Genomic DNA, 15,667 nt, shown 5'->3' on the forward strand with positions numbered 1-15,667 from the left:
CCAGAGTGGAGCCTCCGGCGCTACGCTGAACAGGGGGTCTGGGGTTACTGCGGTTCGAGTAAGGCGGAGGGCAACGCCTCGTATGGCCAAGCGACTTGAGCAGGGCTCGCTGCGCGAGCTTCTCGGCAAGGAGGTTCGTCGCCGCCGCACGGAGGCTGGGCTCACCCAGCAGCAGTTGGGCGCAATCATCCACGTTGTGGACAGCCGCATTGCGCAGATCGAGACGGCGACGGGGGCCAAGGTCACGTATGACCTTTGCGCCGCGCTTGACGCCGCGCTGAAGACGGGGGGCCTGCTCACTGACCTGTGGGAGCACATCCGGCGGGAGACCTATCCGAACTACGTGCGGCGGGTGTTGGACCTCCAGCAGAAGGCGCTGGTGATTCACCAGTTCTCGGAGTTTGTTCCTGGACTGCTTCAGACAGAGGGTTATGCTCGCGCGCTGCTCAAGTCCGGTCTGGTTTACAGCGGCGGAGATCTGGAGGAGAAGGTCTCATCTCGGCTCACCAGGCAAGCGGTTCTGAACGGCCCGAACCCGCCTTGGTACTGGGCCATCCTCGACGAGGTGGCTCTCTACCGTGAGTTCGGCGGGCGGCAGGTCGTGCGTGAGCAGTTAGCGCACGTGTTGGACCTGGCAGGCAGGCCGAGCGTCCACATCCAAGTGCTGACGTTTGACAAGGCCGAACCCGCCGCCGTCGGCGGGACGTTGACCATCATGGAGCTTCCGGACGGCGGACGGATGGCTTACGACGAGGGCATCACCTCCGGCACTCTGGTCGAGGGCATCGAAGACGTCAGGAAATACGCTCGCGTTTACGATCGGGTGCAGGCCAACGCCCTGCCGCAGGATGAGTCCGCGGCGTTGATCCGCAAGGTGATGGAGGAGCGATACCCATGCCCGCCACCCGAATTGACCTGACCACCGCGTACTGGCGCAAGAGCAGTTACAGCAACGTGGACGGCGGCGAGTGCGTCGAGGTCGCCGACAACGTCCCCGGCCATATACCCGTCCGCGACAGCAAGGACCCGCAGGGGCCGACGCTCCTCTTTACCGCCGAGGCGTGGAACGCCTTCGTGCGGGCCGTAAAGTCGGGCCGCTGGGCCTGAGCCGGGCTACTTGGGGACAAGCCCCCAAACCCCCTGGCGTCACTACCCTTGATCCCACCGTGCCACCGCCGCATGCGCGGCCAGTCATCCGATCGGGGCGGGCTGCGCCGTATCCCAGGCAGCCGGGGCATCCGCGTGCCAGACTGCCCGCAATGACGCAACATGCCTTACATCTCACCGCCGCTGTGACGCACGAGAACGACTGGTACGTCGCCCGCTGCCTTCAGGTTGAGGTGGCCAGCCAGGGCGCCACCATCGAGGAGGCCCTCGACAATCTTCGCGAGGCGTTGGAGTTGTACTTCGAGGACGAGCCCGCGCCCGAGGCCTGTGACGACGTGCCGTTCGGGCGATCTTCCGCTGCCCCGGCGGACGTACCGTGGAAGGTGATGGCTGACCGACTGGACCTGGTGGCGTCATGAGGACCGCGGCCCTGGACTTCGCGGCGGTGTTCGCCGCCGCGCCCGCGCCCTGTCTGGTGCTCGATCCCGAGCTGGTCATCGCGGAGGCCAACGAGGCCTACCTGCGGGTGACCGGTCGCGGTCGGCGGGAGCTGCTGGGGCGGCACATCTTCGATGCCTTCCCGGACAACCCGGCGGACCCGGAGGCCGACGGGCCGCGCAAGCTTCGCGATTCGCTGGAGCGGGTGCTCTCCTTGCGCAGCCGTGATGTGATGGCCGTCCACCGGTACGACATCCCGGTGCCCGGCAGCCCCGGGGAGTTCGAGGCGCGGTGGTGGAGCTCGGTGAACGCCCCGGTCCTGGGCCCGGACGGCGAGGTGGCGTGGATCATCCACCGGGTCGAGGACGTCACCGCGTACGTCCAGGCGCATCCGCCCGATCCGCTGGCCGAGTCCTCCTACGGACAGTGGCAGAGGGTGGAGGCGGAGCTCTACACCCGCGGCCAGGAGCTGCAGCGTCTGAACGAGGAGCTACGGCAGGCACACGCCGAGGAACGCGAGGTGGGCCTGGCCCTGCAGCGCGCCATGCTCTACGCCCCCGATCTGGAGCGGCACAAGGATCTGGCGCTGCGCTATCTGCCCGCCGTCGGAACTCTCAACGTGTGCGGGGACTGGTACGACGTCGCCGACATCTCCGAGGACCGGCTCGCGGCAGCCGTCGGCGATGTCGTCGGGCACGGGCTGGAAGCGGCCATCGTCATGGGAATGCTGCGCAGTGCGCTCAGCGCGGCCATCCGGGCCTCCGACGGTCCGGCCCGCGCGTTGGAAGCCCTCGGCCGCTACGCCGAATCGGTCGAGGGAGCCCTGGGCACCACCGCCGTCAAGGTCCTCATCGACAAACGCGCCCGCATGATCGTCTACAGCAGCGCGGGCCACCCGCCACCGGTGCTCCTGCACACCGACGGCACCACCGAGCTCCTGGACAAGGCCACGGATCCGCCGCTGGGCACGATGACCTTCGACGTGCCGCGTTCCCAGGCCGTTGCCACCTACCGGACCGGGGACGCCCTCGTCCTCTACACCGACGGCCTCATCGAACGCCCCGGCGAGGACATCGACCTCGGCCTGAACCGCCTGACCCAGGCCCTCACCGACTCCGTCGGGCTCGATGGCGACCGGATGGCCGACAGCGTCCTGGCCTCCCTCGGCGTGGCCGACGGCGCACGCGATGACATCGCCCTGCTGATCTTGTGCCTGTAACCGGGGAGCCCGTGGCCGCCCCGCGGCGGCATCCGCGTGGTGACGTCTACTAGCCTGCGCTGTCCGGTGGGGCGGTGACATGCCGCTGTGCGAGCCGTCGACGTCCCGGTGCCGACGGCTCGTTCGCGACTTGTTCCTGTTCCTCCAACTGTTCAGTGAGCGGGCCGAGTTCGGCGGGAAGCTGGCGGCGGCCGGTCTGAATCCCGGCGTCAGGTGCGGGTGTTGGTCCTCTGCCCAGGGGGCGGCGCTTGGTCACGCGGAACAACCTCCCATACCGCTACCGGCCGAGCCCGCCCCGGCCTTGGCCTTGGCCGGTCTGCCGTGGATGAGACTGCTGGGCACCGGGCGGCTGGCGCTTTTGTGGCCGGGGCCTTGGGCGGGCGGCGCCTATCCCCGCTAGGCGGATGGCCTCGGCCGCTTCCGCCGTCTCTGGGGACGGCGTCGGCGCTTCCACTTCTGGGGCGGGCTTCGGCGCCTCCTGCGCTGGTGCCTCGGCACGGCGGGGTGGGGTGGGGGTGGCCCAGGTGACGCGGGGGTCCGGTTCGCCGGTGCCGATGTAGGCGCTGAGGTCCTTCCACCGCAGGTCACGGCTGACGCGGGAGGCGGACACCCAGATCTTCTCGCCCGCTGAGTCCGTCCAGCCGGGAAGGTGGAACGCGTAGCCGTTCATCCGGCCATTACTGGCGACGTTAGCGCGGAACTCCACGCCCGCGGCGGAGAGTTGGGCCTCGAACTCCTGGGGGCCGCGTCCGGCGGCGCGGTCGCGGGCCGTCCGGACAAGTGCGCGTAGCTGCTCGCGCTCGGGGCTCGAGGCGCCCCGGCGAGCCGCGGCGGCCTTCTCCTGGCCTGACACCTGGGGTGCCGTCCGGTTGCTGCGTTCATCGGCGTTGATCAGGCCGTGCTCGCGTTCCAAGGCCCGGACTATGGGGCGGGACCGGCGGAAGTCGAACCCGTCGCTGGCCAACTCGCCGTTCCAGCGGACCCGGGCCACCGTCAGGTGAATGTGGTCGTCGCCGTGGCGGACGGCCGTCCACGGTACGTCGGGACCCCACATCCGGCCTACGTACTGCTCGGCAATGACGGCCCACTGCTGGTCGGTGAGCACGCCGTCCTCGTCCGGCAGCGACAGACTGCACCGCCAGATCGGGCGGGTGGCATCCGGGCGCTGCCGGATGTGGCGGTCGATGATCCTCGCGACCTGCTGGTGGGTGCCGGGTACGTTGCCCGCGATGATCCGGGGGTCCTTGTGCTCCTCCCGGTGGCCGGGGCCGAAGTCGTACCGGAGCGCGCCCCCCGCGCGGCGGCCTTTGGTGATCTTGGCGATCACGGGTTGCCCTTGTCGGCTTCGTCCTCGTCGGTCTCGGGGTCCGCGCCGAGACCGCGTACCGCCAAGGCGGCGTTGCCTATCTCCTCGACGGCGGCGAGGATTGCGGCTGGGAGTTCCCTGTTCTGGTGGGCGTACCTGGTGAGCTGATTGAGGTTGTTGGCGGCCTGGACGAGCTGCCCGTAAGCGGCGTGGTTGATCAGCGGCACGACGGGCACATCGCCAGGTATGCCGGGTCGGCCAAGGGCTTGTTCAACCACGGCGCGGACCCACGCGCCGAGTTCGCGGCGGCCGGTGCGGTCGCGCGCCTGACGCCAGCGTTCCAACTCGCGTGGCGTCAATCGGACGCTGACACAGTGAGTTCGGGGCTCCCCCGGCGTACCTCGGACCACATTCCCTCCCCGTTCTGGTTCCGCCGATCTATCATCCCCGGAGCCGGAACGCGGCCGAGGGAGGGGCCTGGCTTTCCGCCGTGAACGAACAGAGCGCTGGGCGGGCCGCCCGCAGTTCGGCGCTGGGGGTACTTGGCGGGCGTGGTCGGGGAAGATGGTGGGCATGGGTAACCAACTGCCGAGGCCCGGGGCGGGCATGCGGGCGTGCGAGTGGTGCGGCCAGCCGTTTCAGGTGAACGTGGTCGGGCGGGCGCGGCTCTACTGTGGTCGATCATGCCGGGAACTCGCTTACCGCGAGCGGCGGACACGGCGACAGATCGACGAGGCGGTGGCCGCTGCCCTCACCGCTGCGGATTCGGCAGCTGATGAACCCGGAGCGCATCGGAGGGATTAGGCCGTCGGCGGTCGCGCTGGCCGCGCTAGGGGCAGCCCCCAGCGAGTTGGCGCCGGAAGGGGTTGCGCAAGGTAAATTGAGCGTGTCACTATGCATCGCATGATGCAGAAGACACCGGCCCAGCTCAGGGCCGACGCGGAGGAGGCCCTGAAGGGGCCGGGGCAGCGTCGCGTCAAGCTGCTGGCGCAGCTGGAAGAGCTCGATGAGGAGCTGCGCCCGCTGATTCGGGCGGCGCGTGAAGTCGAATTGCCAATCCGGCGGATCACCGAGTTGACGGCGGTGGCGCCGAACACGGTGCGGGCCTGGACCGGGACAACGCGTCAGGTCAAGGGGTGACGCGCGTCCGCGTTTCAGGGGGCACCGATGTCCACGGCGGTGGTGCCCCCAGCGCCGCCGCAAGATCCGGATCGGGGCGACGTTCTCGCCCCGTCCGGTCGCTGGAGCGCCCCGTCAGTTCCTGACCTCTCTGGTAGCAGCCTGCGTGAAGATGCCCGCAGCGTGGCGGACGGCAGAAGGGTGCACCGCCCAAGCGTGTCACGTGACTACTCAGCGCGGCGGACCGCTGCGGATCGTCACCCGCTGCCTCCGCGCCCTCGCCCGCGCTGTACCGCAACGTCGCCGCTCCGCCGCGCAGGCGCGCCCGGCCCGTGCCCACCGGCCCCCGCAAGCCTCCCCCTCCGGATGGATCATCCGGTCGCCACCCGGTGCTTGCTGGCCGGAAACCGACCGTTGGGCTCGATCTGGTAACAGGTTCCCAACCCCCCTTTACCTGGCATCTACGCGCGTTAAGCTCCCGTTCGACCAGCGCCGGACGGGGCGCTATCTGGATGAAGGGGACCCCTCGTGCGCCGGGTAACCACAACAATCGCCGCCGCGGGCATAGCCGCGGCCCTCGCTGTGAGCGCCACCGCGTGTGGTGCCAGTTCCACGTCCTCCGGTTCGAGCGGCTCCAGCTCGGCCAAGGGCGACATGAAGGTCGGCATCGCCTACGACGTGGGCGGTCGCGGTGACCACTCGTTCAACGACTCCGCCGCGCGTGGCCTGGACCAGGCCACCAAGGAGTTCGGCGGCACGCCGAAGGAGCTCACCGCCAAGACCACGGACACCGAGCCGGACCGTGAGCAGAACCTCTCCAACCTCGCCAGCGCCGGTTACAACCCGGTCATCGCGGTTGGCTTCGCCTACGCGAACGCGGTCAAGGCGGTCTCGGCGAAGTTCCCGAAGACCAACTTCGGCATCGTGGACTCCGTGGTGCCGGCCAGCAACGTCGACAGCATGACCTTCGCCTCGCCGGAGAGCTCCTACCTCGCGGGTGTCGCGGCGGCGCTGAAGTCCAAGAGCGGCCAGATCGGCTTCATCGGCGGTGTGGACAACCAGCTCATCAAGGGCTTCCAGGCGGGCTTCGAGCAGGGTGTCAAGGACACCAAGCCCAGCGACAAGGTCACCACGCAGTACCTGACCACCGGCTCCGACCTGTCCGGCTTCAGCAGCCCTGACCTGGGCAAGAGCGCGGCCAGCGGCATGCTGTCCAAGGGCATCGACGTGATCTACACGGCGGCCGGCAGCTCCGGTTCCGGTGCGATCGAGGCCGTGCACGGCCAGAAGGGCGCCTGGGCGATCGGTGTCGACTCCGACCAGTACCAGGACCCGGGCCTGGCCCAGTACAAGGACTCGATCCTGACCTCCGCGGTCAAGAACGTGAACGTCGCGGTCTACAACCTGATCAAGAGCGTGCACGACGGCAAGCCGCTGACGGGCAACAACACCTACGGTCTGAACAACGGTGGTGTCAGCCTGGCCACCAGCGGTGGCTTCATCAGTGACATCCAGTCGCAGCTCGACGCGGCCAAGCAGAAGATCGTGAGCGGTCAGATCAAGGTCAAGTCCACTCCCTGACCCGCAGATCGCTGAACGGCACGGCGTACGGGGCCCGGTGGCGGAGGCAGTACTTCTCCGCCGGGCCCCGTTCGGCACGTGACCGTCACACCCCCGGTGAGCGGCCGCCCGTGCGGCCGCAGAAATCGCCCGCGAACCTACGCGCGTAGAAAGCAAGTTGCGCGGTACGTTCGCCCCCTCGCCCCACTCCTTCGCCCCGAGGAGAGTGCGCCATCAACGCGTCAGCCCCTCCCCCCGCAGTCCAACTCAAGGGAATCACCAAGCGGTTCCCCGGAGTCGTCGCCAACCACGACATCGACATCACCGTCGCCCGTGGCACCGTGCACGCCCTGGTGGGCGAGAACGGCGCCGGAAAGTCGACCCTGATGAAGATCCTCTACGGCATGCAGAAGCCGGACGAGGGCACCATCACGATCGACGGCGAGCAGGTGACGTTCAACCACCCCGGCGATGCCATCGCCCGGGGCGTCGGCATGGTGCACCAGCACTTCATGCTCGCCGACAACCTCACCGTGCTGGAAAACGTCGTGCTCGGCAGCGAGAAACTGCACGGCATCGGCGGCAAGGCACGCGCCAAGATCCTTGAGATATCCGACAGTTACGGCCTGGGCGTACGCCCCGACGTACTCGTCGAGGACCTCGGCGTCGCCGACCGGCAGCGCGTGGAGATCCTCAAGGTCCTCTACCGCGGCGCCCGTACGCTGATCCTGGACGAGCCGACCGCGGTCCTGGTCCCGCAGGAGGTCGAGGCGCTCTTCGACAACCTGCGCGGACTGAAGGCCGAGGGCCTGACCGTCATCTTCATCTCGCACAAGCTGGGCGAGGTGCTGTCGGTGGCCGACGAGATCACCGTCATCCGCCGTGGCACCACGGTCGGTTGCGCCGACCCGAAGACGACCACCTCCAAGCAGCTCGCCGAGCTGATGGTCGGCAGCGAACTGCCGTCCCCCGAGACCCGCGAGTCCACCGTCACGGACATCCCGCTGCTGACCGTCGAGGGGCTGCGGCTGACCGCCCCGGACGCCGACGGCATCGAGCGCACCGTGCTGGACGACATCGCCTTCACCATCCACAAGGGCGAGGTCCTCGGCCTCGCGGGCGTCGAGGGCAACGGCCAGGCCGAACTGGTCGAGGCCATCATGGGCATGCGCGACCCCGACGCCGGTGTGATCACCCTCGACGGCGCCGACATCTCGCACGCCCCCACCCGGCGGCGCCGGGAGAGCGGCATCGGCTACGTCCCCGAGGACCGCCACCGGCACGGCCTGCTGCTGGAGGCCCCGCTGTGGGAGAACCGCATCCTCGGCCACGTCACCGAGAAGCCCAACAGCAAGGGCGCGCTGCTCGACCCCAACGCGGCCCGCAAGGACACCGAGCGGATCGTCGCCGAGTACGACGTGCGCACCCCCGGCATCGACGTCACCGCGGCCTCGCTGTCCGGCGGCAACCAGCAGAAGCTGATCGTCGGCCGGGAGATGAGCCACCACCCCAAGCTGCTCATCGCCGCCCACCCCACCCGCGGTGTGGACGTCGGCGCGCAGTCGCAGATCTGGGACCAGATCCGCGAGGCACGCCGCGAGGGCCTGGCCGTGCTGCTGATCTCCGCCGACCTGGACGAGCTGATCGGCCTGTCCGACACCCTGCGGGTGATGTACCGCGGCCGGCTGGTCGCGGACGCCGACCCCGCCACGATCACCCCCGAGGAGCTGGGCTCCGCCATGACCGGCGCGGCCTCCGGCCACCTTGAGCACTCCACCGCCGCTGGGGGAGAGGACGAATGAAGAAGTTCGCGAAGATAGACAAGGAGCGGCTGCTGCTCGGCCTGGCCGCTCCGGTGCTCGCCCTGGTGGCGGCGTTCCTCGTCACCAGCCTGGTGCTGCTCGCCACCGGCAAGCAGCCGTTCAACGCCTTCCAGATCATGGGCAGTTACGGCGTCAAGAGCGACAGCCAGGTCTACATCCTGAACAAGGCGACCACGTACTACCTGGCCGGTCTCGCGGTGGCCGTCGGCTTCCGGATGAACCTGTTCAACATCGGTGTGGACGGCCAGTACCGGCTCGCGGCGTTCGTCGCCGCGGTGGTCGGCGGCATGGTGAGCCTGCCCAGCTTCCTGGAACTGCCGCTGATCATCATCGTCGCGATGCTGGTCGGCGCGGCCTGGGCGGGCCTGGCCGGTCTGCTCAAGGTGGGCCGGGGCGTCAGCGAGGTCATCGCCACGATCATGCTGAACTCGATCGCCACCGCGATCATCGGCTATCTGCTGCAGCCCGGTCGGCTGGCGCACCTGGACGCCAACACCAACAGCGTGCACACCACGGTGCTGCCGAAGTCCGGCTGGTTCTTCACCTTCACCACCAACCCGGCGGCCGGTCCCATCCAGGGCTTCATCGTCATCGCGGCGCTGGCCGGTGTCGGCTACTGGTTCGTGCTCAACCGCACCCGGTTCGGCTTCGACCTGCGCACCGTCGGCCAGTCCGAGTCCGCCGCGCAGGCGTCCGGTGTGAACGTCAAGCGCATGGTGGTCACCAGCATGCTGATCTCCGGCGCGGTCGCCGGTCTGGTGGGCATGCCCACCCTGCTCAACGAGTCCCACCAGTACGCCACCGACTTCCCCACCGGAATCGGTTTCACCGGTATCGCCATCGCCCTGCTCGGCCGCAACCACCCGGCGGGCATCGCGCTCGGCGCGCTGCTGTGGGCGTTCCTCGACCGCACCTCCAACTGGCTTGAGTTCAACGGCTACGACAAGGAGATCGTCGGCGTCATGCAGGGCGTCATCGTGCTCTGCGTGGTCATCGCCTACGAACTCGTCCGCCGCTACGGCCTCGGCCGCCAGCAGCGCCGGGTGGGCGAGGAACTCGCCGCCGCGGCGCGCAAGAACACCGTGAAGGAAGAGGTGACGGCATGAGCGCCACCACGACCGCCGTCAAGGCCACCGCGCCCAAGGCTCCGCAGGCCAAGGGCACAGGGCGCCTCTCCTATCCCGTCATGCTGGTGCTGCTCGCGGGCGTGCTGCTCGCGGTCTGCGCGGTACGGGCGATCACCGGGGCGCAGGACGTGACGTCCTCCGGCCAGATCAGCGGCATGCTGACGATGGCGGTGCCGATCGGCCTCGCCGGGCTCGCCGGTCTGTGGTCGGAGCGGGCCGGTGTGGTCAACATCGGCCTTGAGGGCATGATGATCCTCGGCACCTTCTTCGGGGCCTGGATCGGCTGGCAGACCAACCCGTGGCTCGGCCTGGTCGCCGGAATCCTCGGCGGCATGCTCGGCGGCCTGCTGCACGCGGTCGCCACCGTCACCTTCGGCGTGGACCACATCGTCTCCGGTGTGGCGATCACCCTGCTCGCCCAGGGCATCACCCAGTACCTGGCCAAGCGCTGGTTCAACACCGGCCACGCCGCGACGCTCGGCGGCAACCCCAAGCAGTCACCGCCGATCAAGCCGGTGCAGTCGATCACCGTGCCGGGGCTGTCCGACTGGCTGCTGGGCATCGAGCACCACCACTGGTTCCTGGTCTCCGACGTCGCGGGCATCCTCGGCGGCCTGGTCACCGGGCTGTCCTACTTCACCGTGCTCGCCGTGCTGCTGTTCGCCGCCACGTTCTACGTGCTGTGGCGCACCGCCTTCGGCCTGCGGCTGCGCTCGTGCGGTGAGGCGCCGATCGCCGCCGAGTCGCTCGGTGTGAACGTGTACTTCTACAAGTACATGGCGGTCGTGCTCTCCGGTGGACTCGCCGGTTTCGGTGGCGCGTTCCTGGCCATGGTCCCGTCGCACATCTACAACGAGGGCCAGACCGGCGGGCGCGGTTACATCGGTCTCGCCGCGATGATCTTCGGCAACTGGCGGCCCGGCGGGCTGGCGATGGGCGCGGGCCTGTTCGGCTACACCGACAGCCTGGCGCTGCGCAGCGGTGGCCCGGCGGCGCACGCGCTGCTGTTGCTGCTGGTGATCCTGCTCGCCCTTCTGGCGGGTTGGAAGTTCTACCGCAAGAGCTACCGACAGGGCGTGCTGAGCGCGGTTTCCGCGGCACTGCTGCTGTTGTGGTTCGTGATGACGGACACCATCCCGAACGAATTCGTCTCCGCCACCCCGTACGTGGCCACGCTGCTGGTGCTGGCGCTGTCCGCGCAACGGCTGCGGATGCCGAAGGCGAACGGCAAGCCCTACCGGAAGGGCCAGGGCAAGTGACCGACCAGCCCATCGACTGGGAGGGTCTGCGCGCGGCGGCCCGGGACGTGACGACCCGGGCCTACGCGCCGTACTCCGGCTTCCCGGTCGGCGCCGCCGCGCTGGTCGACGACGGGCGGACCGTCGTCGGCTGCAACGTGGAGAACGCGGCCTACGGGGTCGCGCTGTGCGCCGAGTGCGGACTGGTCTCCGCGCTGCACGCCTCCGGTGGCGGTCGGCTGACGGCGTTCACCTGCTGCGACGGGCAGGGCCGGGTGCTGATGCCGTGCGGGCGCTGCCGCCAACTGCTGTGGGAGAACGGCGGTCCCGAGCTGCTGGTCGACACCGCGCGCGGCGTCCGGCCGATGCGCGAGTTGCTTCCGGACGCCTTCGGCGCCGAGGATCTGGACCGCTAGGGCAAAACGACGTAAGGAACGCGAACCCCTCATGGACGTCATCTCCGTCATCCGTACCAAGCGCGATCGTGGTCGTCTCAGCGACGAGCAGATCGACTGGGTGATCGACGCGTACACCAAGGGCGAGGTCGCCGACGAGCAGATGTCCGCGCTCGCCATGGCGATCCTGCTCAACGGTATGGACCGGGCCGAGATCGCCCGCTGGACCGCCGCGATGATCGCCAGCGGTGAGCGGATGGACTTCTCGTCGCTGCCCCGGCCGACCGCCGACAAGCACTCGACGGGCGGTGTCGGCGACAAGATCACACTGCCGCTGGCCCCGCTGGTCGCCGCGTGCGGCGCCGCCGTACCGCAGCTGTCCGGCCGGGGCCTCGGCCACACCGGCGGCACGCTGGACAAGCTGGAGTCCATCCCCGGCTGGCGGGCGCTGCTGTCCAACGACGAGATGATGGGCGTGCTGCGCGATGTCGGCGCGGTCATCTGCGCGGCCGGTGACGGGCTGGCGCCCGCCGACAAGAAGCTGTACGCGCTGCGCGATGTGACCGGCACGGTGGAGGCGATTCCGCTGATCGCCTCCTCCATCATGTCCAAGAAGATCGCGGAGGGCACCGGTTCGCTGGTGCTGGATGTGAAGGTCGGCTCCGGCGCGTTCATGAAGAACCGCGAGGACGCGGCCGAACTCGCCCGCACCATGGTCGGGTTGGGCACGGACCACGGCGTCAGGACCGTCGCCCTGCTGACCGACATGTCCACGCCGCTGGGCCTGACGGCCGGTAACGCGCTCGAAGTCCGGGAGTCCGTCGAGGTGTTGGCGGGCGGCGGCCCGGCCGACGTGGTCGAGCTGACGCTGGCGCTGGCCCGCGAGATGCTCGACGCGGCGGGCCTGAAGGACGCCGACCCGGCGAAGGCGCTGCGCGACGGTTCCGCGATGGACCACTGGCGCCGCATGATCGCCGCGCAGGGCGGTGACCCGGACGCGGCGTTGCCGGTGGCGCGTGAGCGGCACGTGGTGACCGCTTCCGCTTCCGGTGTGCTCACCGCGCTGGACGCCTACGCGGTGGGCGTCGCCGCCTGGCGCCTCGGCGCGGGCCGGGCCCGCAAGGAGGACCCGGTGCAGGCGGGCGCGGGCATCGAGATGCATGCCAAGCCGGGTGACTCCGTCACGGCTGGCCAGCCCCTGCTGACCCTGCACACGGATACTCCGGAGCGCTTCGAGTACGCGCTGGCCGCGCTGGAGGGCGGGGTGACGATCTCGCCGTCCGGCACGGCGTACGAGCCGCAGCCGATCGTGCTGGAACGTATCGCCTGATTGTCGGGTCACCCGTACGCATGAACGGGACCGGTGGCACTGCCCCGGTCCCGTTCGGCATGCTGGGATGGGCGTCGCACGGACTGAGGAGACCACCATGAGCGCACTCCCCATCGAGCCGCCGCGCGGTGACGGTTACAGCTGGGATGAGCTTCTTGAGCTCTGGGAGACGATGGATCACCCCGAGGGCTGCAAGGTGGAGATCATCGATGGGAGCATCACGGTGACGCCATCGCCCGCCAACCAGCACTCCGGCATCGGGTACAAGCTGCTGAACGCGCTCGTCAAGGGGATGCCCGAAGAGTTCGGGGTGTACCCGCAGGTGGATGTCGCCATCCCTGGTTACCAAAGTCTGTACGTCCCTGACCTCACTGTGGTTCCGCAAGCAGTGGTGGACAACACCCCGGGACATTACATCTTGGCGAGTGAGGTCGCCCTGACCGTCGAGATCACATCACCGTCGAACGCTCGACGTGACCGTGTCACCAAGCTCGCAGGGTACGCGCTTGGTGGCATCCCGCTGTACTTGCTGATCGATCGCTGGGCATCGGGCGGGCCGATGGTCACGCTCTTCGGCAAACCGGGAGACAGGACGTACCAAGTCCTCCAGTCAGCCAAGTTCGGCGACCCTGTCTATCTGCCCGCCCCGTTCGACCTCACCCTCGACACCAGCACGTTCCCCGTCAACTGACCGCCGCCGCCCGTCGCGCCGCCCGCGTCCCGTACAGCGTGACCCCCGCCGCAGCCGCCATCACGGCCAATCCCACCGCCGTCGCCGCGGGCCAGCCGCCGTCATGGTAGGCGGCGGCCCCAACCGTGCCGCCCACGCTGTTGCCGATGTAATACGCCGTCAGGTAAAGGGCGCTGGCCTGGGCGCGGCCCGAGGTCGCCGTGTGGGAGACCGCGCCGGAGGCGACCGAGTGGCCGGTGAAGAAGCCCGCTGTGATCAGCACAAGTCCGGCCAGTACAGCGGCGATTGAGTCGGCGAGGCTCAGCAGCAGGCCCGTCGCCACCGCCACGATCCCGCAGTACAGCGCACCGCGCCGACCCAGCCGGGCCACCAGCTTTCCGGCCGCCGCCGAGCTCGCCGTACCCACCAGGTAGACCAGGAAGATCGAGCCGACCAGACCGTCCGGCAGGTCGAACGGCGCCGCCGTCAGGCGGTACCCCAGCACCGTGTAGACCGAGCCGAAGACCGCCATGAACAGCATGCCCAGCAGGTACAGGCGCAGCAGCAGCGGATTGCGCACGTGCCCGGTGAACGTGGCCAGCAGCGCGCGCGGGCTGATCGGGGACGGCGTGAAGTTCCGCGCCTTCGGCGCGAGCAGGATGAACGCCACCGCGCAGCCAAGCGACAGCACGCCCAGCACACCGAGCGCCACCCGCCAGCCCGCGAACTGGGCGACTAAACCGGCGATCACCCGGGAGGACATGCCGCCCAGGCTGTTGCCCGCGACGTACAGGCCGATCGCGGAGGCGATCGCCTTCTTGGAGACCTCCTCGGCCAGATACGCCATGGCGGTCGCCGGAAGCCCGGCGAGCGCGACGCCCTGCAGCGTCCGCAGCGCCACCAGCACCGTCAGGTTCGGCGAGAACGGCACCGCCAGCCCGATCAGCGCGGCGCTGACCACCGCGACCGCCATCACCGGCGTGCGGCCGTACCGCTCGGACAGCGCGCTGACCGGGATCAGTGCGATCGCCAGCCCGGCCGTGGTCATCGACACCGTCAGGCTGGCCTGCGCCGGGCTCACAGCGAGGTCCGTGGAGATCGCGGGCAGCAGTCCCTGGGTCGAGTACAGCAGCAGGAAGGTGGCCGTCCCGGCGGCGAACAGGGCCAGGATCGCCCGCCGGTAGGCGGCGCTGCCGGGTAGGAGCTTGGTTTCCGTGGCGGCGTCCGCGGTCGTGGTACGAGCGGACGCCGGGGTATCGACATCGGGCATACCCCGAACGTACGACCGGCATATTGATGCGTCCAATGCACGAAATAGAAATAATCGTTCCCATGCAGCATGAGCACAGGTCAGAGCGGGGTGCGTCATCCCTCCGCAAGGAAAACGACATCGCGGCGACAAATATCCGTCAAGGTAAGGGAGATGGCCGCGACTGGTCCGCCGTGCTCGCCCCGCGGCTCGCCCAGTTCGCCGCCGTCGCCCGCCACGAGCACATCACCCGCGCCGCGCAGGAACTCGGCGTACCGCAGTCCAGCCTCAGCCGGGCCATCGTGCGCCTTGAGGAGGACCTCGGCGTCACCCTGCTCGCCCGGCACGGCCGCACCGTCTCGCTGACCCCGGCCGGGCGGATGTTCCTCGGCTCGGTGGAGCGCGCCCTCGACGGCGTGGAGCGCGCCGCGGAGACGGTACGCGCCGACGCCGACCCGTCGACCGGCCGGGTGGCCTTCGGCTTCCTGCACACGCTCGGCCCGGAGACGGTGCCGGGGCTGCTGCGGGAGTTCCGCGCGGACCATCCGGGGGTGCGCTTCCAACTCGTGCAGAACTACGGCGAGGCGATGCTGGAGCGGCTGCGCGCGGGGGAGTTGGACCTGTGCCTGACCGCTCCACTGCCGGACGCGCCGGACCTGGTGGTGCGGCGGCTGGACGAGCAGCGGCTGCGGCTCGTCGTTCCGGAGGGGCACCGGCTCGCCGGTCGCAGGCGGGTACGGCTGGCGGAGACGGCCGAGGAGTGGTTCGTCACGCTGGAGGCGGGGTACGGGCTGCGCCGCATCACCGACCGGCTGTGCGCGGAGGCGGGGTTCACCCCGAAGATCGCCTTCGAGGGCGAGGAGGCGGAGACGCTGCGCGGCCTGGTGGCCGCGGGGCTGGGCGTTGCGCTCCTGCCTCCGCCGCCGGTACCTCGGCCCGGCGTGGTGGAACTGACCGTTTCCGGCCCCCGCGCGGTACGCGAGATCGGGGTGGCCTGGTTGGACGGTCATCCCGACACGGCACCCGTCGCGGCGTTCAAGCGGTTTCTACTGGGGCGGCGGGGGCGGTTGTTGGCGTAGTGGCGTG

Annotated in this window: 16 protein-coding genes; 13 read left to right on the forward strand and 3 right to left on the reverse strand. The window is 69.4% G+C overall.

Annotated features, from left to right (window positions below):
- Nucleotides 1-82: 82 nt before the first annotated feature.
- The 4 genes from NON19_RS26595 (at nucleotide 83) to NON19_RS26610 (ending at nucleotide 2,764) form a co-directional block, all read left to right on the forward strand.
- A complete protein-coding gene (locus tag NON19_RS26595) occupies nucleotides 83-919 on the forward strand; it encodes a helix-turn-helix domain-containing protein (protein WP_255931632.1) in 837 nt (278 codons plus the stop codon).
- Nucleotides 895-1,107, forward strand: a complete 213-nt coding sequence (locus NON19_RS26600; protein WP_255931633.1) for a DUF397 domain-containing protein — start codon at nucleotides 895-897, stop codon at nucleotides 1,105-1,107. Before NON19_RS26595 ends, NON19_RS26600 begins: the two co-directional genes overlap by 25 nt.
- A 152-nt stretch (nucleotides 1,108-1,259) precedes the next feature.
- Entirely contained in the window at nucleotides 1,260-1,526 is a 267-nt protein-coding gene (locus tag NON19_RS26605; protein WP_255931634.1) for a type II toxin-antitoxin system HicB family antitoxin, read from the forward strand.
- Complete coding sequence (locus tag NON19_RS26610) at nucleotides 1,523-2,764, forward strand: PP2C family protein-serine/threonine phosphatase (protein WP_255931635.1); 1,242 nt, start codon at nucleotides 1,523-1,525, stop codon at nucleotides 2,762-2,764. The genes NON19_RS26605 and NON19_RS26610 overlap by 4 nt, the downstream gene beginning before the upstream one ends.
- A gap of 277 nt (nucleotides 2,765-3,041) precedes the next feature.
- On the opposite strand, the gene NON19_RS26615 is transcribed toward NON19_RS26610, so the two are convergent.
- On the reverse strand, nucleotides 3,042-4,091 hold the full coding sequence (locus NON19_RS26615) for a relaxase/mobilization nuclease domain-containing protein (RefSeq protein WP_255931636.1): 1,050 nt from the start codon (nucleotides 4,089-4,091) through the stop codon (nucleotides 3,042-3,044).
- On the reverse strand, nucleotides 4,088-4,414 hold the full coding sequence (locus tag NON19_RS26620; protein WP_255931637.1) for a MobC family plasmid mobilization relaxosome protein: 327 nt from the start codon (nucleotides 4,412-4,414) through the stop codon (nucleotides 4,088-4,090). The genes NON19_RS26615 and NON19_RS26620 overlap by 4 nt, the downstream gene beginning before the upstream one ends.
- A gap of 559 nt (nucleotides 4,415-4,973) precedes the next feature.
- Here NON19_RS26620 and NON19_RS26625 point away from each other — a divergent pair.
- From NON19_RS26625 to NON19_RS26660, 8 genes are all read left to right on the forward strand, one after another.
- Entirely contained in the window at nucleotides 4,974-5,210 is a 237-nt protein-coding gene (locus NON19_RS26625) for a hypothetical protein (protein ID WP_255931638.1), read from the forward strand.
- Between the two features lie 507 nt (nucleotides 5,211-5,717).
- A complete protein-coding gene (locus NON19_RS26630; protein ID WP_255931639.1) occupies nucleotides 5,718-6,770 on the forward strand; it encodes a BMP family lipoprotein in 1,053 nt (350 codons plus the stop codon).
- Between the two features lie 212 nt (nucleotides 6,771-6,982).
- Nucleotides 6,983-8,551, forward strand: coding sequence for an ABC transporter ATP-binding protein (locus NON19_RS26635; RefSeq protein WP_255931665.1), 1,569 nt, complete (start codon nucleotides 6,983-6,985; stop codon nucleotides 8,549-8,551).
- Entirely contained in the window at nucleotides 8,548-9,678 is a 1,131-nt protein-coding gene (locus tag NON19_RS26640; RefSeq protein WP_255931640.1) for an ABC transporter permease, read from the forward strand. The genes NON19_RS26635 and NON19_RS26640 overlap by 4 nt, the downstream gene beginning before the upstream one ends.
- Complete coding sequence (locus NON19_RS26645) at nucleotides 9,675-10,958, forward strand: ABC transporter permease (protein WP_255931641.1); 1,284 nt, start codon at nucleotides 9,675-9,677, stop codon at nucleotides 10,956-10,958. Before NON19_RS26640 ends, NON19_RS26645 begins: the two co-directional genes overlap by 4 nt.
- Nucleotides 10,955-11,353, forward strand: coding sequence for a cytidine deaminase (locus NON19_RS26650; RefSeq protein WP_255931642.1), 399 nt, complete (start codon nucleotides 10,955-10,957; stop codon nucleotides 11,351-11,353). The genes NON19_RS26645 and NON19_RS26650 overlap by 4 nt, the downstream gene beginning before the upstream one ends.
- A 31-nt stretch (nucleotides 11,354-11,384) precedes the next feature.
- Entirely contained in the window at nucleotides 11,385-12,662 is a 1,278-nt protein-coding gene (locus NON19_RS26655) for a thymidine phosphorylase (protein WP_255931643.1), read from the forward strand.
- A gap of 97 nt (nucleotides 12,663-12,759) precedes the next feature.
- Nucleotides 12,760-13,353, forward strand: a complete 594-nt coding sequence (locus tag NON19_RS26660) for a Uma2 family endonuclease (protein WP_255931644.1) — start codon at nucleotides 12,760-12,762, stop codon at nucleotides 13,351-13,353.
- On the opposite strand, the gene NON19_RS26665 is transcribed toward NON19_RS26660, so the two are convergent.
- Nucleotides 13,346-14,602 carry an MFS transporter gene (locus NON19_RS26665; RefSeq protein WP_255931645.1) on the reverse strand — a complete coding sequence of 419 codons (1,257 nt, stop codon included), beginning with the start codon at nucleotides 14,600-14,602 and terminating at the stop codon, nucleotides 13,346-13,348. The two genes, NON19_RS26660 and NON19_RS26665, sit on opposite strands and share 8 nt — an antisense overlap.
- 62 nt (nucleotides 14,603-14,664) lie before the next feature.
- Here NON19_RS26665 and NON19_RS26670 point away from each other — a divergent pair, with 62 nt between their 5' ends.
- Nucleotides 14,665-15,660, forward strand: coding sequence for a LysR family transcriptional regulator (locus NON19_RS26670; RefSeq protein WP_372514296.1), 996 nt, complete (start codon nucleotides 14,665-14,667; stop codon nucleotides 15,658-15,660).
- Nucleotides 15,661-15,667 lie beyond the last annotated feature (7 nt).

The organism is Streptantibioticus rubrisoli (genome assembly GCF_024436055.1).
GTDB lineage: Bacteria > Actinomycetota > Actinomycetes > Streptomycetales > Streptomycetaceae > Streptantibioticus_A > Streptantibioticus_A rubrisoli.